At 66.4% G+C, this 22,359-nt stretch carries 23 protein-coding genes; 15 read left to right on the top strand and 8 right to left on the bottom strand.

Features of this window, described 5'->3' with window-relative positions:
- The first annotated feature begins 89 nt into the window (after positions 1–89).
- The 7 genes from AC3A3Q_RS05800 to AC3A3Q_RS05770 all read left to right on the top strand — a co-directional run bounded on the left by AC3A3Q_RS05800 (position 90) and on the right by AC3A3Q_RS05770 (position 5,478).
- Positions 90–893: a M48 family metallopeptidase gene (locus AC3A3Q_RS05800; protein WP_487585316.1), complete on the top strand. Its 804-nt coding sequence runs from the start codon at positions 90–92 to the stop codon at positions 891–893.
- A gap of 132 nt (positions 894–1,025) precedes the next feature.
- Positions 1,026–2,243: a tetratricopeptide repeat protein gene (locus AC3A3Q_RS05795; protein WP_487585315.1), complete on the top strand. Its 1,218-nt coding sequence runs from the start codon at positions 1,026–1,028 to the stop codon at positions 2,241–2,243.
- 172 nt (positions 2,244–2,415) lie between these two features.
- On the top strand, positions 2,416–3,090 hold the full coding sequence (locus AC3A3Q_RS05790) for an energy transducer TonB (RefSeq protein WP_200608048.1): 675 nt from the start codon (positions 2,416–2,418) through the stop codon (positions 3,088–3,090).
- A gap of 73 nt (positions 3,091–3,163) precedes the next feature.
- Positions 3,164–3,916 carry a MotA/TolQ/ExbB proton channel family protein gene (locus tag AC3A3Q_RS05785; RefSeq protein ID WP_158732005.1) on the top strand — a complete coding sequence of 251 codons (753 nt, stop codon included), beginning with the start codon at positions 3,164–3,166 and terminating at the stop codon, positions 3,914–3,916.
- Positions 3,917–3,958: 42 nt separating this feature from the next.
- A complete protein-coding gene (locus AC3A3Q_RS05780) occupies positions 3,959–4,381 on the top strand; it encodes an ExbD/TolR family protein (RefSeq protein WP_487585314.1) in 423 nt (140 codons plus the stop codon).
- A gap of 15 nt (positions 4,382–4,396) precedes the next feature.
- Positions 4,397–4,813: an ExbD/TolR family protein gene (locus AC3A3Q_RS05775; protein WP_487585313.1), complete on the top strand. Its 417-nt coding sequence runs from the start codon at positions 4,397–4,399 to the stop codon at positions 4,811–4,813.
- Between the two features lie 239 nt (positions 4,814–5,052).
- Positions 5,053–5,478, top strand: coding sequence for an ExbD/TolR family protein (locus AC3A3Q_RS05770; protein WP_487585312.1), 426 nt, complete (start codon positions 5,053–5,055; stop codon positions 5,476–5,478).
- Between the two features lie 63 nt (positions 5,479–5,541).
- On the opposite strand, the gene AC3A3Q_RS05765 is transcribed toward AC3A3Q_RS05770, so the two are convergent.
- The 4 genes from AC3A3Q_RS05765 to cls all read right to left on the bottom strand — a co-directional run bounded on the left by AC3A3Q_RS05765 (position 5,542) and on the right by cls (position 8,802).
- A complete protein-coding gene (locus AC3A3Q_RS05765) occupies positions 5,542–6,303 on the bottom strand; it encodes a pyridoxine 5'-phosphate synthase (RefSeq protein ID WP_487585311.1) in 762 nt (253 codons plus the stop codon).
- Between the two features lie 40 nt (positions 6,304–6,343).
- Positions 6,344–6,832, bottom strand: coding sequence for a hypothetical protein (locus AC3A3Q_RS05760; RefSeq protein WP_487585310.1), 489 nt, complete (start codon positions 6,830–6,832; stop codon positions 6,344–6,346).
- Between the two features lie 148 nt (positions 6,833–6,980).
- Entirely contained in the window at positions 6,981–7,247 is a 267-nt protein-coding gene (locus tag AC3A3Q_RS05755; RefSeq protein WP_487585309.1) for a hypothetical protein, read from the bottom strand.
- Between the two features lie 118 nt (positions 7,248–7,365).
- Complete coding sequence (cls, locus tag AC3A3Q_RS05750; RefSeq protein WP_487585308.1) at positions 7,366–8,802, bottom strand: cardiolipin synthase; 1,437 nt, start codon at positions 8,800–8,802, stop codon at positions 7,366–7,368.
- Positions 8,803–8,942: 140 nt separating this feature from the next.
- Here cls and AC3A3Q_RS05745 point away from each other — a divergent pair, with 140 nt between their 5' ends.
- The 3 genes from AC3A3Q_RS05745 (at position 8,943) to AC3A3Q_RS05735 (ending at position 11,872) form a co-directional block, all read left to right on the top strand.
- Positions 8,943–10,031 carry a PA0069 family radical SAM protein gene (locus tag AC3A3Q_RS05745; RefSeq protein ID WP_487585307.1) on the top strand — a complete coding sequence of 363 codons (1,089 nt, stop codon included), beginning with the start codon at positions 8,943–8,945 and terminating at the stop codon, positions 10,029–10,031.
- A 273-nt stretch (positions 10,032–10,304) separates the two neighbouring features.
- Complete coding sequence (locus AC3A3Q_RS05740; RefSeq protein WP_487585306.1) at positions 10,305–11,438, top strand: sensor histidine kinase; 1,134 nt, start codon at positions 10,305–10,307, stop codon at positions 11,436–11,438.
- Positions 11,438–11,872, top strand: coding sequence for a response regulator (locus AC3A3Q_RS05735; protein WP_487585305.1), 435 nt, complete (start codon positions 11,438–11,440; stop codon positions 11,870–11,872). Before AC3A3Q_RS05740 ends, AC3A3Q_RS05735 begins: the two co-directional genes overlap by 1 nt.
- Positions 11,873–11,884: 12 nt before the next feature.
- On the opposite strand, the gene AC3A3Q_RS05730 is transcribed toward AC3A3Q_RS05735, so the two are convergent.
- The 3 genes from AC3A3Q_RS05730 to AC3A3Q_RS05720 all read right to left on the bottom strand — a co-directional run bounded on the left by AC3A3Q_RS05730 (position 11,885) and on the right by AC3A3Q_RS05720 (position 15,481).
- On the bottom strand, positions 11,885–12,625 hold the full coding sequence (locus AC3A3Q_RS05730; RefSeq protein ID WP_487585304.1) for a 2OG-Fe(II) oxygenase: 741 nt from the start codon (positions 12,623–12,625) through the stop codon (positions 11,885–11,887).
- Between the two features lie 77 nt (positions 12,626–12,702).
- Positions 12,703–14,118: a sigma-54 dependent transcriptional regulator gene (locus AC3A3Q_RS05725; protein WP_487585303.1), complete on the bottom strand. Its 1,416-nt coding sequence runs from the start codon at positions 14,116–14,118 to the stop codon at positions 12,703–12,705.
- 304 nt (positions 14,119–14,422) lie between these two features.
- Complete coding sequence (locus tag AC3A3Q_RS05720) at positions 14,423–15,481, bottom strand: class 1 fructose-bisphosphatase (protein ID WP_487585302.1); 1,059 nt, start codon at positions 15,479–15,481, stop codon at positions 14,423–14,425.
- Positions 15,482–15,623: 142 nt separating this feature from the next.
- Between AC3A3Q_RS05720 and AC3A3Q_RS05715 the strand changes: the two genes are divergently transcribed.
- Together AC3A3Q_RS05715 and AC3A3Q_RS05710 are read left to right on the top strand one after the other, a co-directional pair.
- Positions 15,624–17,069 carry an NIPSNAP family protein gene (locus AC3A3Q_RS05715; RefSeq protein ID WP_487585301.1) on the top strand — a complete coding sequence of 482 codons (1,446 nt, stop codon included), beginning with the start codon at positions 15,624–15,626 and terminating at the stop codon, positions 17,067–17,069.
- A 76-nt stretch (positions 17,070–17,145) separates the two neighbouring features.
- Entirely contained in the window at positions 17,146–17,829 is a 684-nt protein-coding gene (locus tag AC3A3Q_RS05710) for a helix-turn-helix transcriptional regulator (RefSeq protein ID WP_487585300.1), read from the top strand.
- Between the two features lie 179 nt (positions 17,830–18,008).
- Here AC3A3Q_RS05710 and scpC read toward each other — a convergent pair whose 3' ends face one another.
- Entirely contained in the window at positions 18,009–19,523 is a 1,515-nt protein-coding gene (scpC, locus tag AC3A3Q_RS05705) for a succinyl-CoA:acetate CoA-transferase ScpC (RefSeq protein WP_487585299.1), read from the bottom strand.
- A gap of 156 nt (positions 19,524–19,679) precedes the next feature.
- Between scpC and crcB the strand changes: the two genes are divergently transcribed.
- From crcB to AC3A3Q_RS05690, 3 genes are all read left to right on the top strand, one after another.
- Positions 19,680–20,060 carry a fluoride efflux transporter CrcB gene (gene crcB / locus AC3A3Q_RS05700; RefSeq protein ID WP_487585298.1) on the top strand — a complete coding sequence of 127 codons (381 nt, stop codon included), beginning with the start codon at positions 19,680–19,682 and terminating at the stop codon, positions 20,058–20,060.
- 191 nt (positions 20,061–20,251) lie between these two features.
- Entirely contained in the window at positions 20,252–21,511 is a 1,260-nt protein-coding gene (locus AC3A3Q_RS05695; RefSeq protein ID WP_487585297.1) for a histidine kinase, read from the top strand.
- A complete protein-coding gene (locus AC3A3Q_RS05690; RefSeq protein WP_487585296.1) occupies positions 21,504–22,283 on the top strand; it encodes a LytR/AlgR family response regulator transcription factor in 780 nt (259 codons plus the stop codon). Before AC3A3Q_RS05695 ends, AC3A3Q_RS05690 begins: the two co-directional genes overlap by 8 nt.
- Positions 22,284–22,359 lie beyond the last annotated feature (76 nt).

The raw sequence follows: 22,359 nt of genomic DNA, 5'->3' as shown, positions 1-22,359 counted from the left end.
AGGACTCAGCCCTCCGCCCGCCGTATTGACGAAGTGTTAATCCGGCGGACGTTACAACGCGTCATCAACCTGAAGCGGGATTCCCGACGATGAAGCACCTTCTGCTCGCCGTGGCCATTGCCACCGTTGTCACTGCCTGCGCCACCTCCACTTCGCCCACGGGGCGCAAGCAGTATGTCGGCGCTGTCTCGCAGCAACAGCTCGATCAGATGGGAGCCCAGGCCTTCGCCGAGGCGAAGTCCAAGCAGAAGGTCAGCAACGACGCGAAGATGAACGCCTACGTGCGCTGCGTGGTCAACGACATCACGCGCGAACTGCCTCAGGGCTGGCAGGCGAACTGGGAAGTCGCGGTGTTCGAGGACAGCTCGGCCAACGCCTTCGCCCTGCCCGGCGGCAAGGTCGGCGTGAACACCGGCATCTTCACCGTCGCCAAGAACCAGGACCAGCTCGCCGCGGTGATCGGCCACGAAATCGGCCACGTCGTCTCGCGCCACCACGACGAGCGCATCACCAAGCAGCAGGGCACCTCGACTCTGCTGGGCATCGGCAGTGCGATCCTGGGCTCGGCCTACGGTTCCGGCGCGGCCAATGCCGCAGGCCAGATTGGTGGCGCCGCGGCGCAGACGTTCTACCTGCTGCCCAACTCGCGCACCCAGGAATCGGAAGCCGACGTGGTCGGCCAGGAACTCGCCGCCAAGGCCGGCTTTGACCCGCGCCAGGCGGTGAATCTGTGGCAGAACATGGCCGCCGCGGGCGGCGAACGCGCACCGACGTGGCTGTCCACGCACCCGGATCCTTCTTCGCGAATCGGCGAATTGAGCGCCCGTGCAGGCACCCTGATGCCCGTCTACGAGCAGGCCCGCGCCTCCGGCCATACGCCCAAGTGCGGATGACGATGTGCAGGGAACGTGAATTAAGACCGAAAACCCCGTATCGCTGGCTGTCACGTTTCTGATAGCTTCACACCCCCTTGGCCTTGCCACCGTCCCGCCCGATTACGTGCGGCCGCAGATTTGAGGTGATCGATGAACAAGTTCTCCCGCCGTAACCAACGCGTCCTGGCCGCCGCTGTCAGCGCCGTCCTGATGTTTGGTGCGGTCAGCCAGGTCAACGCGCAGACCGCCAACGAGCGTGCGGCCGAGCGCCGCGCCAAGAAGGAAGAAGGCAAGCAGGGCACGGCCAAGGTCACCAACGAATACCCGCAGGCCACCCGTGTGGCCGGCGACACCAAGGCTTCGAAGAAGGCCACCCCGCAGCTGCAGAAGATGATGAAGGCCTACGACGACGACAAGGGCCCGGAAGCCCGCGCCATCGCCGACCAGATCATCGCGCTGCCGGAAGCCAACGCATACGACAAGGCGTTCGCCTCGCAGATCGCCGCCCAGGCCGCCTATGACGGCGACGACACCCCGGGCGCGATGAACTACCTCAAGCAGGCGATCGCTTCCAACGGACTGGACAACAACGGCCACTTCGGCGCGATGCTGATGCTCGCCCAGTTGCAGCTGCAGGAAGACCAGTACGCCGAATCGCTCAAGACCATCGACCAGTTCCTGGCCGAGACCAAGAGCCAGAAGCCCGAGCACCTGATCATCAAGGGCAACGCCCTGTATCGTCTCGACCGCTTCGCCGAGGCCGCTCCGGTCATCAAGCAGGCCATCGACCTCAGCCCCACGCCCAAGCCCGAGTGGCAGCAGCTGCTGATGGCGACCTACGCCGAGTCCGGCCAGGCCGGCGAAGCGGCCAAGATCGCCGAGGGCCTGGCTGCCAAGAACCCGGGCGACAAGCGCGCCCAGCTGAACCTGGCCGCCGTCTACCAGCAGAACGACATGCTGGACAAGTCCGCCGCCGTGCTCGAGAAGCTCCGCGCCAGCGGCCAGCTGACCGAGGACAAGGAATACCGCCAGCTCTACGCCACCTACTTGAACATGGATGGCAAGGAGAAGGAGGCCATCGGGGTCATCAACGACGGCCTGCAGAAGGGCGTGATCAAGCCCGACTACCAGACGTACCTGGCTCTCGCACAGGCGTATTATTTCTCGGATCAGGCCGGCCCGGCGATCGACGCCTACAAGAAGGCCGCTCCCCTGGCGCCAGACGGCGAGGCGTACCTGAACCTCGCCCGCGTGCTCTGGCAGGAAGACCGCATCCCCGAGGCAAAGGAAGCCGCCAAGCAGGCTGTCGCAAAGGGCGTGAAGAAGCCCGAGGACGCCAAGAAGATCATCGCGTTGCCTGGCAAGTAACGAGTTGAGAGCCGACTAGATTCGGCAACGCGAAATCATCCAATTGCACTTGGTCCAATGAGCGCAATTTGGTATATGCTAGGAGGTTCCCGCGACTCGAAGTAGTCGCGGGAATCGTAACTGACGGCCCGAGGCGCCCTGGCGTCCGGAAATACCTCCCGAGCTACGGCGCATGACGCAAGACCTCGAAATCCACGCAAGAAAAGATGACGACCGCGAAGGTTTGAACTGGGCGCGTATCGCCGGTGTAACCATTGCGATCGCATTCCATGTCGCGGCCCTGCTGCTTTTGCTCGCTCCTATGGCCCCTCCGGCCCAGCAGCAGCAAGAGGAAGACGTCACGTTCGTCAACCTGATCAAGCCGCCGCCGCCGCCCCCGCCGCCGCCGCCGCCGCCGCCTGAGCCCCCGAAGGAGCTCAAGCCGCCGCCGAAGCTGACGCCGCCGCAGCCGACTCCGTTGCCGCCTCCGCCGGATGAACCGCCGGTGCTGGTCGACGATCCGAGCCCGGTTGACGTGGCCGCGCCGCCGCCGAGCCCCCCGTCGCCGCCCGCACCGGCAACGACGATTGGCTCCAGCGTCGACCCGTCCTCGAAGCGGCTCAACCCGCCCAAGTACCCGCCGACCGAAGCCCGCCAGGGCGTTGGTGGCACGGTAACGTTGATCATCACCATTGACGGCCAGGGCAATGTCCTGGACGTCGCGGTCGAGAAGTCGAGCCGTAACCGAAACCTCGACCGCGCTGCAATGGACGCCGCCCGGAAGTGGAAGTTCAACCCCGAGATGCAAAACGGCGTTGGCGTCACCAGCCGCGTCCGCGTCCCGGTAGATTTCGTCCCGCCGACCTGATCGGGGTCACGGGACACGTTGTAGGCAATCCGTAATACCTCTTTCCTTTCCACGACATTCAAAGGTAAGCGTCATGCTGCAGGAAACCACCACCGCTGCGACCGCCGGAGGCTCCAACGCCGAGGCACTCCAGCAGATGAGCTTCGCGCATCTGTTGCAGAACTTCGACCTGGTCGGCTGGGTCGTATTCCTCACCCTCGCCATCATGTCGATCCTCTCGATCTACTGGATCGTGGTGAACTTCGTGAAGAACCTGCGCCTGCGCGCCAGTTCTGATCGCGTGGTCAGCACGTTCTGGGAGACCCCGAACGCACAGGACGCCATCCGCTTCATGGAAGAGCAGGGTCGCTTCGAGCCGTTCTCGAAGATCGCTCTCGATGCTGCCCAGGCAGCAGCCCACCACCAGCGCCACGAAGGTTCGCGCCTGGTCGAGTCGCTCAACCGCTCCGAGTTCGTTGACCGCGCCCTGCGTCAGGGTGTGACCCGCGAGTCCTCGAAGCTGGAAGCCGGCCTGACCGTGCTCGCCACCGTCGGTTCGACCGCTCCGTTCGTCGGTCTGCTCGGTACCGTCTGGGGCATCTACCACGCCCTGATCCGCATCAGCGCCACCGGCCAGGCTTCGATCGACGCCGTTGCCGGCCCGGTCGGTGAAGCACTGATCATGACCGCCATCGGCCTGTTCGTCGCAATCCCGGCGGTGCTGGCATACAACTTCTTCACCCGTCTGAACCGCGTTACGAACAACAAGTTCGATACGTTCGCTCACGACCTGCATGACTTCTTCGCTACCGGCTCGCGCGTCGGCGAAGTTGTCAGCAAGCGCTAAGCAATAACCGACGCCCTCTCGCAGTAGGTTTGGAGTTCGTACATGGCCTTCAGTACAGGCAACGATAGCGGCGGCCCGATGGCCGAGATCAATGTCACGCCGCTCGTCGACGTGATGCTGGTGCTACTGATCATTTTCATGATCACCGCACCGCTGATGTCGCATAAGGTCCAGGTCGATCTTCCAGAAGCCAATCTGGACAAGCGTAACAACGAGGCTCCGCCGACCCCGCCGATCAACATCTCGGTGGAAGACAACGGAAACCTCTATTGGAACGATGAGCCGGTCACCAGGGATCTGCTCGAGAGCCGTCTGTCGATCGAAGCGCAGAAGACGCCGCAGCCGCAGATCAACGTCCGCGGCGACAAGACGACCAAGTACCGCATCGTGTCCGAAGTGGTGCAGATTGCGCAGGCCCAGGGCATGCGCAAGGTCGGCTTCATGGCGCTTAAAGAACCTCGCTAATCCGGAGATCCAGGTATGGCATTTGCATCGAAATCCGGTGGCGGTCCGATGGCGGACATGAACGTCACGCCCTTGGTGGACGTGATGTTGGTGTTGTTGATCATCTTCATGGTCACGGCGCCTCCTCTGACGTACCCGATCGAAGTAAACCTTCCGCAGAAGTCGCTGAACCCACCGCCGCAGACGCGAGAGCCGCCGCCGCCGATCAGGCTGCGGATCGACGCCTCGGGCCAGGTGTATTGGAATGACGCGCCGCAGCCGATCACCGCGATCCAGAACATGATGGAAGTCGAAGTCCAGCGCGACCCGACCAACCAGCCCATGCTCGAGATCGATACCAGCCCGGACGCCGATTACGGCATCCTGGCCAAGGTGCTCGCTCACGCGAAGAATGCTGATATGGATAAGATCGGCTTCGTCCAGAACGATTGACCGATCGGTGTCGCTTACCGTCGTGAAAACGCCGCCCTCGGGCGGCGTTTTTTTTTGCTGTCAGCCTTCGGTTCGCTCGAATCGAGCGTGGCCGACTCCACCGTCGCGCGCGACTACGGCACGGGACGACGGCCAGACAAGCGGCTCGCTTCGGGCGACGTGGGGAAGCGGAAAGCTTGCCTGCCCCCATCGGCCAGGCGTAGCGTGGAACCGGGCATGGGGCCCCATGGAGGTTGCGTATGGCCGTCTCCGCGTTCTACCTGTCCGACTCCCGCCACGGTGCACACGGCGAGCATCGCGCCGTCGCCCAGATCAACATCACCCCGCTCGTCGACGTCCTGCTCGTGCTGCTGGTGATCTTCATGGTGGCGACCCCGGCACTGACCGGACGCCTGGACCTGCGCATCCCCCAACCCACGCCGATACCCGAGAACACCGCACCGCCGCCGCGCGTGCAACTGCGTGTCGGCAGCGACGGCGCGTATCGGCTCGATGGTGTCGTGCTGGCACGCGCTGAACTGACACCGGCGCTGGAGGAACTGGCGCGACGCAGTCCGCGCGCCGTATTGCAGGTCGCCGCCGACGCCGATGCCGACTACCAGGGATTCGCCTGGGCCCTGGCCGAGGCGCAGCGTAGCGGTCTGCGCGACATCGCCTGGCAGTAACGGCCAGCGTCGAGATACATGCGCAGGGGCAGGAGCCAGCCAACTGGCTCCTGCCGACAAGACTCAGCGCGAAAGGATCCGAAGATACGAATCGATCGTGGTCTCGATGCCCTGGTAGATGGCTTCGCCTATCAGTGCGTGACCGATCGATACTTCGAGCACGCCCGGTACCTGCTGCAGGAAGAATCCCAGGTTGGCCTGGTTCAGGTCGTGCCCGGCATTGATGCCCAGGCCGGCATCGCGCGCACGCCGGGCGGCTTCGGCGAACTGCGCGCCCATGGCGCGACCGCTGCCCGCGGCGAATGCTTCCGCATACGGGCCGGTGTACAACTCGACCCGGTCGGCACCCACTGCCGCGGCGTGATTGATGCCCAGGCGCCCTGCTTCGGTGTGGGCGTCGGCGAACAGACTGACGCGGCAGCCGACGGACTTGAGCGCATCGACCAGCGGTCGCAACGCGCCGGCATCGCGCACGAAGTCGAAACCGTGGTCGGAGGTAAGTTGTGCATCGCTGTCGGGCACCAGCGTTGCCTGCGCCGGCCGCACTTGTTGGCACAGGGTCAGGAAACCTGGATACCCGGCACGCGCCGGCGCGAACGGATTGCCTTCGAGGTTGAACTCGACGCCGCGCTCGCGCGTCAGCTCCGACAGCGCATACACATCGTCGGCACGAATGTGCCGGGCGTCGGGTCGCGGATGGACGGTGATGCCGTGCGCGCCGGCGTCCAGGCATGCCTTCGCCGCGGCCACCACGTTGGGCTCGTCACCGCCGCGCGAATTGCGCAGCACGGCGATCTTGTTGACGTTGACGCTGAGGACGGTCACGACGCGATGACCCGGCGTCGCGACGGAAACAAACCTGGACTCAATTGCACGCTTCGCTGCTCTGGCTGTAGATCACCGGCTCCCAGTAGGTCTGGCCGATGATGTCGTTGCGGTTCGCCTCGATCAGGTGCGCGGCGAGGAGGTAGGTGGTGTTGGGCTGCACGTCCAGCTCGATCGTCTTGTAGCGGTCGGAGCGTTGCGTGCGCTGGCGCATCTGCAGATCGTTGAACTGCTTCTCGTCGATCAGCTCGGCCACTTCGAGCGAGTGCTTGCCGGCACTGACGCGATAGCTGCGCGCGGACGTCGGACCGGGCAGCTGGCCGTCGACATTGATCAGCCGGGCGCGGTACAGATCCTTGCTGCGCGGTGCGACGTCGAAGACGCTGATGCGCCCGCAGCCGACAACGGCCGGGGTGGCGCTGGTGGCTGCCGGCGCACTGGCGGGATCCACCTGGGACGACGGCTGCGCGGCGGCGGCGGCGAAAGCCACTGCAAGCAGCGGCAGGCAGCACATGGCGGGCAGGTTCATGGCGGGCTCCTCTGAATTCGGCGCCCGCTCGCGGCCGAGCGCCGTGCCTGGGGGCGCGGCCATGCTAGCAGGCGCCCGGCGGCGCGCCGCGTGAAACGGTGATCCGCGCCGCGTGAATCGGCGTCCGGCGCCTCCGGATCGAACGCTGTCAGGCGGTCGGCGGCGCGCCTGGCGGATTGCCGGTGGCGGCGCGGCGAGCCTCGGCCTGCTCACGCAGGCGACGCAGCTCCAGCGGGTCGAGCATCATCGAGCTGTCGCGGCTCTGGCTGTCGACGCGCTGCGCCAGCAGCTTCATCACCCAGGCCAGCGACAGCCCCAGTGCTGCCAGCAGGCAGATGATCAGCACCGCCACCGACGAGGTCTTGAACGCGACCGCGAGGGCAGCCAGGGCCAGCAGAAGTAAAAGCCAGTGCATTGGGGCGATGCTCCGTATGGGATTTCGACGGCGACGGCAGTTTAGCCCGCACCACCGCGCCGGGATCGTCCGATTGCCGGCCCGCCGCGACCGCCGGTCAGCCGCCGCGCACCGTCACTCACAGCACCGGAGAGACCAGCCTGGCCAGCGCTTCGGGCACCCGCGTGCCCCACAGCGGCCGGGCGCGATCGTCGCGTACGCGCGGCGCCAGGTTGCACTCGCCCTGGATCAACCGCGCCAGCTCCGCGCCCACGCCGGCGTCGCGGAACATCACCGACACCTCGAAGTTCAGGCGGAAGCTGCGATGGTCGAAGTTGGCGCTGCCGATGATCGCCAGGTCGTCATCGCACAGCAGCGCCTTGCTGTGCAGCATGCGCGGGCCGTACTCGTGGATCTTCACGCCGGCGACGAGCAGCTCGTCGAAGTAGGACCGCGCCGCCAGGGTGACCAGCTTGCTGTCGCATACCTTCGGCACCAGCAGGCGCACGTCCAGGCCACCCAGCGCCGCCGACGTCAGGGCCATGCGCGCGGCCTCGCCTGGCACGAAGTACGGCGTGACCAGCCACACGCGCCGCTGCGCCGAATGGATCGCGGACACGTGCAGGCGGTGGATCGCTTCCCAGTCCGAGTCCGGACCCGACACCAGCACCTGCGTCGAGATCGGTCCCGGCTTCGGTGGCGGATTGTGCAGGCGCATCGGCGGTTGCCCGGTCGCGTAAGCCCAGTCCTCGACGAACACCAGTTGCAGCTCGCGCACGACGTCGCCTTCCAGGCGCAGGTGCAGGTCGCGGTACGCGTCCTTGCGCAGGCGTTCGTCTTCGTCGTCGGTGATGTTTATGCCGCCGGTGAATCCGACCAGGCCGTCGATCACGACGATCTTGCGGTGCGTGCGCATGTTCAGCCACGGCCGCTTCCAGAACCAGTACATCTTCATCGGATGGAACCAGGCCACCTCGGCACCAGCCTCGACCAGCGGCTGCAGGAAGCGGCGCCTGGTCTTGCCCGATCCGACGGCGTCGAGCAGCAACCGCACCTGCACGCCCGCCCGCGCCCTCTCCACGAGTGCATCGCGCAACGCGGTGCCGGTGCGGTCGGGCAGGAAGATGTAGTACTCGAGGTGGACGTGGTCGCGGGCCGAGCCAATCGCGGACAACAGCGAGGTGTACTTGGCGGCGCCATCGATCAACAGTTCCGCACGCGTGGCGGTAATCGGAGGAAGGCCGGTGGTGGCCTGCGCCAGGCGCGCCAGTTCGATGGCTTCGGGTGATGGATGAAGGCCTTCCGGCAGCGGTTGCAGCGTGGCCCGCGTCCGGCCGCGGCGAAGTCGCTGGCGATGGATGCGCTGCGGACCGAAGAAGTAATAGATCAGGAAGCCGACGTAGGGCAGCGCCGCCAGGCTGATCAGCCAGCTCAGCGTCGCCACCGGCTCGCGCTTCTGCAGCACGATCCACAGGCCCAGCCACACCAGGTAACCGATCCAACCCAGCACCAGGTAAAGCCGCAGGTGCTCGACATCCAGCAATGTGGACCAGGCCGCCTGCAAGGCTTCTAGCATTGGAACGCTCCTTCGTCTGGTCAGGAACCTGTCCAGACAACGGCAGGCCGGCCCTAGGCTAAGCCGCGGGCACTGCACATGCCAGCGATGCGACTTTGCCGTCTCAGCCATTGCGACGCTGGCGCAGTAACCTCGGCGGCATGGACGACGCCCGCAAAGCCCGGCAACCGATCAAGGGTCGCGGTGCGGCCTCGCAGGTCGATGGCCGCTACGCGGTGACGGTCGCGCGCGGCGAGGACGATGGCTGGGGTTCGGTCTACGAGGACCTCGCCGAAGCACCGCGACCGCAGACGCAGGTCACGCTGGAGCGCGCACGCAGCATCATCAGCCGCAACGACTCGCCCGACATCGCCTTCGGCCAGTCGGTCAATCCCTATCGCGGTTGCGAGCACGGCTGCGTGTATTGTTTCGCCCGTCCCTCGCACGCCTATCTCGACCTGTCGCCGGGGCTGGATTTCGAAACGCGCCTGTTCGCCAAGACCAACGCCGCCGAGCGCCTGCAGGCCGAACTTTCCCGCCCGGGATACCGCTGCGAACCCATCGCGCTGGGAATCAACACCGACTCCTACCAGCCGATCGAGCGCCGCTATGGAATCACACGGCAACTGATCGAACTGCTGTCGACCTGCTCGCATCCGTTCAGCCTGATCACCAAGAACGCCGCCGTCACCCGCGACCTCGACCTGATCGCCCCGATGGCGCGGCGCGGACTGGCGACGGTGTACTTCTCGGTCACCACGCTCGACAACCAGCTGTCGGCGCGCATGGAACCGCGTGCATCGGCGCCGCACTCGCGACTGAAGGCGATGCGCACGCTGGCCGATGCCGGAGTGCCGGTCGGCGTGATGGTCGCCCCGGTCATTCCGATGATCAACGACCGCGAGATCGAACACATCCTCGAGGCCGCGCGCGATCACGGTGCCGGCTCGGCCGGGCATGTGTTGCTGCGCCTTCCGCACGAGCTCAAGCAGGTCTGGCGTGAATGGCTGCAGCTGCATTACCCGGAGCGTGCCGCGCACGTGATGAGCCTGGTCCAGCAGATGCGCGGCGGCAAGGATTACGACAGTGCCTTCGGCAGCCGCATGCACGGCCAGGGCCCGTTCGCGCAACTGATCGAGCAGCGTTTTCGCAAGGCACACAAACGCCTGGGATTCGGTCGCCTGCCGCCGCTGGATACGTCGTTGTTCGTGGCGCCGCGCAAGCCTTCACCGCAGGGCGAACTGTTCTGATCCCCGACTACGCGTGATGGGTGAATGACGGTGCCAATGCCGCCGGCATTACCTCCGATGCCGGGCAGATGCGTTCTGTGATGCCGGTCGCGGCCAGCCGGCCCGGACCGCGCCAGCGAACACGTCCGGCAAAGAACCGGGGCATTGCCGGACCATTGCACTCACTGTGCGTGATCAGCCGTCACAGGCTGGCTTCCCAAGCCGTCCACCACCCCGTCACAATCGGGTTGGATACACTTCGCCATTGCGGCAGGTTCAAGAGTCACCCCTCCGATGAGCAACACCACCGGCCAAGAAACCGGAGTCGACCGCTTCCGGCTGGCAATGGCCGCCTCCGGTGTCGGTATGGCGATCGTCGATCTGAACGGACACTGGGTCGAGGTCAATCCGGCATTCGAGCGCATGTTCGGTTACAGCGCCCTGGAGGTCGTTGGCCGTCCCACTGTTGCTTTCACCCATCCCGACGACATCTCGCTCACGCAGTCCTACCTGCGCGGCCTGATCGACGGCAGCATTCCCGTGCTCGATGCGCAGAAGCGCTACCTGCACCGCAGCGGCCAGACCATCTGGGCGCACATCAACATCGCCGTCATGCGCGATGATTTCGGCGCCCCGCTCTACCTGCTGGTGCAGCTGCGCGACATCAGCGCGCAGCGCGCCGCCGAGCTCGCACTGGAATCGCGCGCCGAAGCCGAACACGCCGCGCGCGACGTCTCCAATCGCCAGCTGCAACTGTTTGCCGATGCGGTCGCGCACGATCTGCGCGCACCGTTGCGCTCGATCGAAAGCTTCTCGGCACTGCTGGCCGATCGTGCCAACGACCGCCTCGACGACACCGACCGCGACTACCTCGCACGCATTCGCGCCGCCGCCGCGCGGATGAGTGGCCTGCTCACGTCGCTCAACGACCTGTCCTATGTCACCCGCGCCGACCTGAAGGCAACCACGGTCGACCTGAGCCTGCTGGCCGACTGGGTCGGTGCCGAGCTGCAGGATGCCGATCCGCAACGGCGTGCGGAGATCCGCGTGCAGCCGGACCTGCAGGTCGAGGGTGACGAGCGACTGCTCAAGCTGCTGCTTGTCCAGTTGATGGACAACGCCTGGAAGTTCTCGCGCGAACGCGAGCCGATCCGCATCGACGTCAGCGGCAGTCGCGAAGGCGACACGCTGCAGGTGCAGATCCGTGACCAGGGCATCGGATTCGACATGCGTTATGCTCACAAGCTGTTCGAGCCTTTCCAGCGGCTGCACGGACCGGATCAAGGGGGTGGTCACGGTCTGGGGCTGGCGATCGCCCGACGCATCGCAGAGCGGCATCGCGGTAGCGTCCGGGCCGAATCCCAGCCCGAAGCCGGTGCCATCTTCACCCTCGAGTTGCCGGTCACCGCGGCGGAGGATGGTATTTGATGCACAAGGAAATCCTGCTGGTCGAGGACAATCCCGACGATGTCGAGCTGACCCGGCTGGCCTTCGACGAAGCCAAGATCGCCAACCGCCTGGTGGTCGTTGGCGATGGCGCCGAAGCACTCGACTATCTGTTTGCCCGTGGCAAGTACAGCGATCGCGATCCCGAGGACCTGCCCTCGATCATGCTGCTCGACCTCAACCTGCCCAAGGTCGACGGTCGCGAAGTATTGCAGGCGGTGCGCGCCAACGAAGCGACGCGGACCTTGCCGGTGGTGGTGCTGACCACCAGTGCCGAACCGTTCGACGTCGAAGCCAGCTACGCGCTCGGCGTCAACAGCTACATCCAGAAGCCGGTCGACTTCGAGCAGTTCGTCTGGGCGGTAAAGCAGGTCGGTCTGTACTGGCTGGTGTTGAACCACCCGCGTACTGCGTAGCGCTACAACGCCCTATCCCGCGCCGAACAACTGTTCGGCACGCTGGAACAACACCCAACTGGTCGCAATGAACTTGTCGCCACCCCTGGGCCGGTTGCCACGATGGGTGTGGGTGAACGCAGCCGGGGCGATCAGCAGGCTGCCGGTGCGCGGGACGATCTTGCGCTGCTGGTAGAGGAACTCGGTCTCGCCTTCCTCGAACCCGTCGTTGAGATAGATCGTCCACAGCAGGTGCCGGTGCAGTGTCTCCGCGCGCGGGTCGCGCGGGTACAGCTCGCAGTGCCAATAGGGATACCCGCCGCGATTGGCGCTGTAGCGCTGCAGGTTGATCGAACCCGGTCGCAGCACCGTCTTGATCACCGGAGCCAGGTCTTCGTCGTCCATCGCCGCCATCCGCTCGGGCGTGAGGCGATGGCTCTTGCCGTCGGCGCCAGGCGTTTCCAGCATCAGCGGCGCGATCAGCGTGTGCGGATAACGACGCAGGTAGGCGATGACGCCGCGGAACACCGCCAGGTTCAGCAGCGTTTCCGCATCGCGCCAGTTGTCGCGTCCGCTGATGGTCAGGTCGCGGCTGTCCTTGAGGTCGGGCATCACGCCACCACCGACGCGGCCGGGCACCGTGTCACCACTCTCGCTGAAACGGGCCACCAGTTGCGCGCACTGCTCGCGCGTCAGGACGTCCGGATAGACCTCGATGAAGTCGTTGGCCCGGGCGTGTCCGCCGGCGACGGGAACTGCGGGTTGGCTGGACATGCGGGAGGCGGGGGATCCGGCGGCAGTCGACATCCTCGCATGCCGACGGGCCGCCAGCCACGCCCCGCCAGGCGACGCTAGGCGACGCTGATCGTGTTCGGCGATTCCGGGTCGCTGGCGCGCAGGCCGTGGCGCTGCATCAACCGGTAGAGCGTGACGCGGGAGACGCCGAGCTCGCGCGCGACATCGACCAGGCGCCCGCGGTTGCGGTGCAGCGAATGCTCGATGGCGTTACGGGTGGCGGCATCACGGACCTCGTCCAGGGTCGGTGGCGGCGTCGCCAGTGCGTTCTCGATGTGCAGGTCGGCGGCAGTGATCAGACGGCCTTCGGCCATCACCACGGCCTGGCGGACGCGGTTGATCAGTTCGCGCACGTTGCCTGGCCAGCCGTGGCTGTGCAGCGCCTGGCGCGCGCACGGCGCGAAACCCTTGAGCGTGCGATGGCCTTCCTGCGAATACCGCTGCAAGGCGTACTCGGCGATGCGGTCGATGTCGCTGCCGCGCTCGCGCAACGGCGGCTGCTGCAGGCGCAGGACGCACAGGCGGTGGTAGAGATCGGCGCGGAAGCGTCCGTCGGCGACAGCGACATCCAGGTCGTGGTGCGTGGCCGAAATGATCCGCACGTCGATCGGGATCTGCTCGTGGCCACCGAGTCGTTCGATGCTGCCCTGTTGCAGGAAGCGCAGCAGCGAGGCCTGGCTCTCCAGCGGCAGGTCGCCGATCTCGTCGAGGAACAATGTGCCGCCATTGGCCATCTCGATGCGGCCCAGCTTGCGCTGCTGCGCACCGGTGAATGCACCGCGCTCGTAACCGAACAACTCCGACTGGATCAGGCTGTGCGGGATCGCACCGCAATTGATCGCCACGAACGGATGCGCGTGCCGGCGCGAATGCCGGTGCACCGCCATCGCCGCCAGCTCCTTGCCGGTGCCGGTTTCGCCGGCGATGAACACCGGTGCCTCGGTCAATGCAGCCTTGCGCAGCGTGCGGCACAGCGTGCGCATCGCCCCGCTCTCGCCGATCATGCCGTCGAAGCCGGCTTCGCTGGTGACGTCGCCGCCTTCGCAGGCCAGGCTGGCCATGCCATGGGCGTGGCCGATCACGGTGTTCATCACGCCTTCCGGGCACGGCAGCGTGAGGTAGTCGTAGCAGTAGTCACGGATCAGTTTGCGCACCGGCTCTTCGTCGAGCTGGCGCGCATCGATGCCGGCGACCCAGCCGACGTTGGCCGCCGACAGCGCGCCGCCGAACTCGGCCAGGTCCTGCTGGCTGAAACCCTCGCGCAGGTCGAGCAGCGCCGCATGCGGCTGCCGCGGATCACGCTGGAGGATGCGCAGCACGCTGCGCGCGTCAGGGGCGCGGCGCAGGTTCCATCCCATCTGCTGGAGGCCACCGAGGGCGAGCACGCGACCGGCACCGCCGCGGGTGACGTAGATCAGTTCACGTGCGTCGGGGTCGCCCGACAGGGATTCCTGCGTTCCTTCGATCGCCATCTCCGTCTCCGTCTCCGTCGCCGGACAGGACCTGCTGGCGCATTTCGAACAATCCGGGTCGGGCCGCGTGAGTGGCAACCCGAAGGGCCGGTCCGAAATGCATTAACAGGCCCTGCCGTGGCTGCAGAATGCTGCCATCACACATGGATACGCAGTGTTATTTACGGCAGGGATGACGATGAACGGTCAAGAAGAATACGAAAAACCACGCATTTTCCCGGCACGAATCGCGCCAACGTGATTCAACTTCGTGAGTGCGGCGCGCAAGGGCACCGCACTCGCATTCAGCACGTCATGCGGCACTTCATGCCGATTTCGTGTCGCCCTTCTCGTCGTGCTCGCGGTGGTAACGCACCGCCGCTTCGACTTCGCTCTTCGAGCCGAGGAACACCGGAACGCGCTGGTGCAAACCGGTCGGCTGCACCTCGAGCATGCGCTGGCGTCCGGTGCTGGCGGCACCGCCGGCCTGCTCGACCAGCAGGCTCATCGGATTGGCTTCGTACATCAGGCGCAGCTTGCCGCCCTTGGCCGCGCACTTGCTGTCGAGCGGATAGCTGAAGATGCCGCCGCGGGTGAGGATGCGGTGCACGTCGGCCACCATAGAAGCGACCCAGCGCATGTTGAAGTCCTTGCCGCGCGGACCTTCCTTGCCGCTGAGCAGGTCGCCGACGTAGTGCTGCATCGGCGCTTCCCAGAAGCGCTGGTTCGACATGTTGACCGCGAACTCCCTGGTCTCGTCCGGGATGCGCATGCCGCGCGTGGTCAGAACGAAGCTGCCAACCTCGCGGTCGAGCGTGAAGGCATGCGTACCGTTGCCGATCGTCAGCACCAGCATGGTGCTCGGGCCGTAGGTGCAGTAACCGGCCGCGACCTGGGCGGTGCCCGGCTGGAGGAAGTGCTCGTCCTGCGCCTGGGTGACGCCCTCGGGGCAGCGCAGCACCGAGAAGATGGTGCCGACGGAAATGTTGACGTCGATGTTGGAGCTGCCATCGAGGGGATCGAACAGCAGCAGGTAGTTGCCGCGCGGGTAGACGTCGGGAATCGGCTGCGAGGTGTCCATCTCTTCCGACGCCAGGCCGGCGAGGTGGCCGCCCCAGGCGTTGGCTTCGAGCAGGATCTCGTTCGACAGCACGTCGAGCTTCTTCTGCGCCTCGCCCTGGATGTTCATGCTGGCCTCGCCAGCGGTGCCGGCATCGCCCAGGACACCGCCGAGCGCGCCCTTGCCGACCGCGATCGAGATGGTCTTGCAGGCACGGGCGACCACTTCGATCAGCAGGCGGGCATCGGCATTGATGCGGCCGGCGCGCTGCTCCTCGATCAGGTAGCGGGTCAGGGAGATGGATTGCGGCGTTGAGTTCGACATGGGCACGGCGGGCAGCGGCAACGGGGGCGCCATTGTCGCCGATGCGGATGCCGCGGTGGCATGCGGCTGCTGACAGGAGGCTGGCAGCAGCCCGGTCGCAAGCTGCACCGGTGCAATGGGCACCGACGGCTGGAGCGCCGCAATGAGCAGCAACGAGATGGCCAGCAGGACGGCCCCCGGTACAGACCACGCTCATGGCGCTCCCGGCGTCAGGACGGTCGACCGCTACCGCCGCCTGCTGCTGCAGCTGGCCGCCAGCGCCCAGGCGCTGGTGCTGCTGCCGCTGCGCGCAGTGGCCCGCCCGGTCCGCGCCGCGACGCCGGGGGCGACCGCGGTGAATGCGGGAGCCGCCAGCGACGGGCGCCACGACTTCGACTTCCTCCACGGCCAGTGGCAGATCCGCAACGAGCGCCTCAAGCAGCGGCTCACAGGCGCGGACAACGCCGGGCCGGATGACTGGGAGATCTTCGGCGCCAGCCAGTGGTGCCAGCCGATGCTCGGCGGGATCGGCAACGTCGACGACTTCGTCAGCGACTGGCACCGCCCAGGTTCCACGGAGCGCTTCATCGGCATGACCCTGCGCCTGTTCAGCCCCGAATCGCGGCAGTGGAGCATCTACTGGGCCGGCAATCACGACGGTCACCTCGAAGCGCCGATGGTCGGACACTTCGACCAGGGCACCGGTACCTTCCTCGGCCTGGCCGAGCACGAGGGCAGGCCGGTGCAGGTGCGTTTCATCTGGAACCAGGTCAGCGCCAATACCGCGCACTGGCAGCAGGCATTCTCGCCGGACCAAGGCGAGAGCTGGGAAACCAACTGGCACATGTGGTTCCGCCGTACCGACGAACAAGGTCATCTGCTGCACGACGATGGCGTGATCGAACTGCGCCAGTACACGCTGCGTCCGGGTCGACGCGATGAACTGGTCGAGCTGTTCGAACGCGAGTTCATCGAGCCGCAGGAAGCGGTGGGCATGCACGTGATCGGGCAGTTCCGTGACCTCGACGAGGACGACCGGTTCGTCTGGATACGTGGATTCTCCGACATGCAGGTGCGCGCCGAGGCATTGAACGGCTTCTACTCAGGTCCGACGTGGGCGCGCCATCGCGAAGCGGCCAACGCCACGATGATCGACAGCGACGACGTGCTGCTGTTGCGACCGGCACGGCCAGACTCGGCGTTGCCGCGTAGTGCACAACGGCCCGTCGACGCCAAGGCAGCCACGGCGAAGGGCCTGATCGAAGCAGGCATCTGCCATCTCGATGCGTCGGCCGACGACGGCTTTCTCGCCAGGTTCGAACAGCACATGGCACCGCGCCTGCGTGCTGCGGGCGCCGAGATGATCGGCATATACATCACCGAATCCGCGCCGAACACCTTCCCGCGCCTGCCGGTGCGCGAGGGCGAACCGGTGCTGGTGTGGTTCGCGCGCTTCACCGATGTCGATGCCCATCACCGCTACGAGTCGGCGTTGCTTGCCGACGGCTTGTGGAACACCGCGGTGGCACAGGCGCTGCTCGACGGTCTCAGGCAACCGCCGCAACGACTGCGGCTGGCGGCGACGCCGCGCTCGGAGTTGCGCATATGAGACGCACGACGGCAAATCCGCCGGTGGTATCGCTACCCAACGTTGAGCCGGACGCAACGGCAGGCGATCATGCCGCATGCGCCGCGCCGACCGCCTCTTCCTGCTGATCCATGCCCTGCGTGGACGCCGCTCTGCCCTCACCGCACAACGATTGGCCGAGACCCTGGCCGTGTCGTTGCGCACGGTGTACCGCGACGTTGCCGACCTGCAGCGATCCGGTGTGCCGATCGAAGGCGAAGCCGGCGTCGGCTACATGCTGCGCAAGGGTTCCGACATCCCGCCGCTGATGTTCACCGCCGACGAACTCGAAGCGCTGGTGGTCGGCACGCGATTCGTCCGCGCCTTCGGCGGTGTGCGGCTGGGGCGCGAAGCCGCCGCGGCGTTGCTCAAGATCGAGGCGGTGCTGCCGCCGGAGTTGCGCGAGCGCAGTGAACGCACGCGCATCTTCGCGCCGGAAGTCGACCGGCTGGAGAACAGCGGGCTGATCGACGACCTGCATGCGGCGGTGACGAGCGCGCAGGTGCTGCGCATGCGCTATCGCGACAACGATGCGCGTGCAAGCGAGCGTGAGATCGAACCGTTGTGCCTGGCATTCTGGGGTGGCAGCTGGACGCTGGGCGCGTGGTGCCGGCTGCGTGCGGACTTCCGCAATTTCCGGCCGGACCGGATTGTCGACTATTCGCCCACGGGCGAGACGTTCGTGGAGAGCCGCGAGCGTGGATTGGCGGCGTATCTGCGGGCGGCGAATCCGCTGAAGTGACCCGTCAATGTCGCGCAGGCGGGAACTCAATGGGTGCCGTCATTTCCGCGTAGGCGGGAACCCAGCGACTTTCGAGCAACGGCAACCGCAGATGGATCCCGGCTTTCGCCGGGATGACGGTGATGGACTGATGGGGTGATGGCCTGGATCCCGGCTTTCGCCGGGATGACGGTGATCGGCTACGGAACGCGCATGTCGCCGGTGTCGATGAAGCGCTGATGCCACGACAAGGCCTCGGTCAGGAGATGCGGCGTGTGCTTGCCGTAGCTCTCGCGGCTGGCGCGGTCGAAGTAGTCCTGCAGCATGGGCCGGTAGTTCGGATGCGCGCAGGCATCGATCACGCGTTGCGCCCGCTGCTTCGGCGCCAGGCCGCGCAGGTCGGCCAGGCCCTGTTCGGTGACCACCACCATCACGTCGTGCTCGGTGTGGTCGACGTGGCTGGCCATCGGCACGATCGACGAGATGCGTCCGCCCTTGGCCGTGCTCGGTGACATGAACACCGACAGGTAGGCATTGCGGGCGAAGTCGCCGCTGCCACCGATGCCGTTCATGATCCGCGTACCGGCGACGTGGGTGGAGTTGATGTTGCCGTAGAGGTCGGCCTCGATCATGCCGTTCATGGCGATGCAGCCCAGGCGCCGCACCAGCTCGGGATGGTTGGAGATCTCCTGCGTGCGCAGCACGATGCGCTGGCGGTAGTGGTCGAGATGGGCGAGGAACTCGTCGATGCCCGCCGGGCTCAGCGAAAACGACGTCGCCGAGGCCATGCGCACCACGCCGCTCTTGAGCAGCTCGAGCATGCCGTCCTGGATAACCTCGGTGAATGCGGTGAGGTCACGGTAACCGGCCTGGGCCAGGCCAGTCAGCACCGCGTTGGCGATGTTGCCGACGCCGGACTGCAGCGGCAGAAGATGCGGCGTGAGCCGACCGCGGCGGACCTCGTGCGCGTAGAAGTCCAGCAGGTGCGCGGCGATCTGCTTCGAATCGGCGTCGGGAGCGGTGAACGGAGAATTGCGGTCGGGGGCATCGGTATCGACGATCGCGATGATCTTGTCCGGATCGCAGCGCAGGTACGGCTCGCCGATGCGGTCGTCGGGATGCAGCAACGGGATCGGCTTGCGGTTGGGCGGCAGTGCGGTGCCGTAGTAGACGTCGTGCATGCCCTCCAGCGCTTCCGGCTGCCAGCGGTTGACCTCGAGGATCACCTTGTCGGCCTGGTCCAGCCAGGTCTTGTTGTTGCCGACCGAGGACGACGGCACCAGCCGGCCGTCCCCGGTGATGGCGGTGACCTCGATCACGGCGACGTCGACCGCACCGTAGAAGCCGAACCAGGTGTACTGCGCGACGTGGCTGAGGTGCAGGTCGATGTAGTCCAGCTCGCCGGCGTTGATGCGATCGCGCAGCGCCGGATCGGACTGGTAGGGCAGGCGCAGTTCGATGCCCTGCGCGCGGGCGAGGACGCCATCGAGTTCGGGCGCGGTCGAGGCACCGGTCAGCACCTTGATGCGGAAGGCTTCGCCGGCGTCGTGTGCCTGCTCGATCTGCGCGGCCAGGGCCTGTGGCACGGCCTTGGGATAGCCGGCGCCGGTGAAGCCGCTCATCGCCACGGTCATGCCGGGCCGAATCAGGGCGGCGGCCTGCGCGGCGGACATGCGCCGGTCACGCAAGCCGGGGTGGCGGATGCGGTCGCTCATGGTGAAGGTGCGGGGGCGGGGGAAAAGCCAGTCTAGTCCGCGCCCGTGGCGCCGATGTGTTCGTGCCAGCCAGCGCGCTTTGCCGCGGGTGCCCGTTCGTCGCGGCCGCCCCTGCCGTGGCTTACCCTTGCCGCGTACAAACGCCGGAGTCACCCGATGCTCAACTCATTGCTGGCCATCGCGCTGGGCGCAACGCTCGGTTCGTGGGCGCGCTGGGGGCTGTCCGTCTGGCTCAATTCGCTGCACGGCAGCGTTCCGATGGGCACGCTCGCGGCCAACCTCGGCGGCGGCTACATGATCGGCCTGGCGGTGGCGTGGTTCGGCGCCAGCCAGGGCGTGGCGCCGGAATGGCGGCTGTTCGTGATCACCGGGCTGCTCGGCGGACTGACCACCTTCTCGACGTTTTCTGCCGAAACCGTGCAGCTGCTGCAGCGCGAAGCCTATGGCTGGGCGCTGGTGACCATCGCCTTGCACCTGCTTGGCTCGCTGGCGATGACGGTGCTGGGGATCATGACGATGCGCTGGCTGCGCATGTAGGAGCGAGCTTGCTCGCGAGGGGCTCCGGAGGCGGGGGATCGCGAGCGAGCTCGCTCCTACATACGAATCCGGGAGGCGAAAAGGCGATTTCGTCGCCGCCACGCCGCTTCCGTCGCAACCGCCCCCCGGTCGCCGTGTGCCGCGGCTATGCTCGGCCGCACAGAATCCCGACCCGACCTTGCCGACGCCGCATGACCACCAGCCTCTACTTCATCGTCCGACTGATCGCCGCCTGGTTCGTGGCCTTCCTGGTGCTGGCGATCCTGATCGACGCCACGCCGCTGGGGTACTTCGATGGCTGGCCGCTGACGTTCCTGTTCTTTGTCACGATTGGCTTTGTCGTCATTGGCGCGGTCTCGCACCTGCGGCGGGTTCGCCTGATCGCCGGGCAGGTCGACGCGGGCACGCTCGGCAACCGCCAGCGCCGCCAGATCGAGATTCCGCTCGAGGCCGGTGAAGCCTTCGATCTGCTCGATGCGGCCATTCGCGAACTGCCGCGCACGGAAGAGATCGAAAGCGCCCGCGACAGCCTGCAGATCCGGGCCAAGGTCAAGCGCCTGGAACCCTATGGCCACTCGCCCTCGCGCTACGTCAATCCGCTGGCGCTGTTCGGCATTCCGCGCAACCAGATCCAGGCGACCGTGACGCCGGCCGACGGCACCGGCAGCGTGACGCTGATCTGCGAACCCGAGAGCGGTGCCTGGAGCGACTGGTTCCGCGTCGACGACGGCACCAACCTCGAGAATGCCGAAGCGATCACGCGCGCCGTGGCGCGCCGGATCGCCGAGCGCCGTCGTGGCGAAAAGGCCGCCGCTGCCCAGACAGTGACCGAGAAGGAGCTGACCGTGGCCAAGCTGAGCCTGCTGCACGCACAGGTCGAGCCGCACTTCCTCTACAACACGCTGGCGAGCGCGCAGTACCTCACCCGCACCGATCCCGCCCGCGCCGACGAGATGCTCGGACACCTGATCCAGTACCTGCGCCATTCACTGCCGCGCACCGATGACGCGCTGTCGACGCTGGGGGTCGAGCTGGAGCGTTCGCGCGCCTACCTCGAGATCCTCAAGCTGCGCATGGGCCCGCGCCTGGCGCTGCAGATCGACGTGCCCGAGGACCTGCGCACGACGCCGTTGCCGCCGATGATGCTGCAGACACTGGTGGAGAACGCGATCAAGCATGGCCTGGAGCCCAAGCCCGGCGGCGGCACCGTGTGGATCCTGGCGCGCAGCAACGATCGGATCGTGTCGGTGACCGTGGCCGACGACGGCGATGGTTTCAACGCCGAAAGCACCGGCACCGGCATCGGCCTGAAGAACGTGCGCGAACGCCTGCGCCTGGTCTACGGCAATGCCGCGACGCTGGCGATCGTCGCCAACTTCCCCAACGGAGTGGCCGCCACGATCACCGTTCCAGTTGTCGCCCCTGGCGTGCAGGAGCCCGGTCATGGCTGAGGCGCGAGCAATGAAAGCCGTCGTCGCCGAAGACGAGGAGCTGCTGCGCACCGCGCTGGTGGAACTGCTGGGCGAGGTCTGGCCGGAACTGCAGATCGTCGCGCAGTGCGAGGACGGCGCCAGCGCGCTGGAAGCCATCGCCGAACACCGGCCCGACGTTGCCTTCCTCGATATCCGCATGCCGGGCCTGACCGGCCTGGATGTCGCCGCCGCCGCAGCCCAGGCCAGCCCGGGAACGCAGGCGGTGTTCGTCACCGCCTATGACCAGTACGCGGTCGATGCCTTCGAACATGGCGCGATCGATTACCTGCTCAAGCCGGTGAGCCGCGAACGCCTGGCGGCAACCGCGCAGCGGATCCAGGCACGCGCCGCCGCCGGCAGCGTCGATGCGGTGGCGCTGGCGCAACTGGTCGCCACGCTCGACCTGGCGCCGCGCAACAGCGAGCCGCCGCTGACCTGGATCACCGCCAGTGCCGGCCGCGAAACGCGCCTGATCCTGGTCGACGACGTCGCCTACTTCCGTGCCGAACACAAGTACACGGTGGTGATGACCGCCGACGGCGAAGCACTGATCCGCAAGCCGATCCGCGAACTGCTGATCGCGCTCGACCCGACCGTTTTCCGCCAGATCCACCGCTCCACCATCGTCAACCTCAAGGCGATCGCGTCGATCGTGCGCGACGACAGCGGCAAGGGCGTGGTGCGCCTGCGCCAGCGTCCGGAAACCCTCACCGTCAGCCAGCCCTTCATGGCGCTGTTCAAACAGATGTAGCGGCACGCCCACCGGCGCAACCGTTCGACCCTTCGTCATGCAGTACCCACGACGCGGCCCCGTTGCCGCGAAGGAT

Source organism: Lysobacter sp. Soil_C_59, from assembly GCF_057656415.1.
The sequence above is the reverse complement of the archived record's forward strand: the minus strand, read 5'-3'. Positions and strand labels throughout refer to the sequence as shown.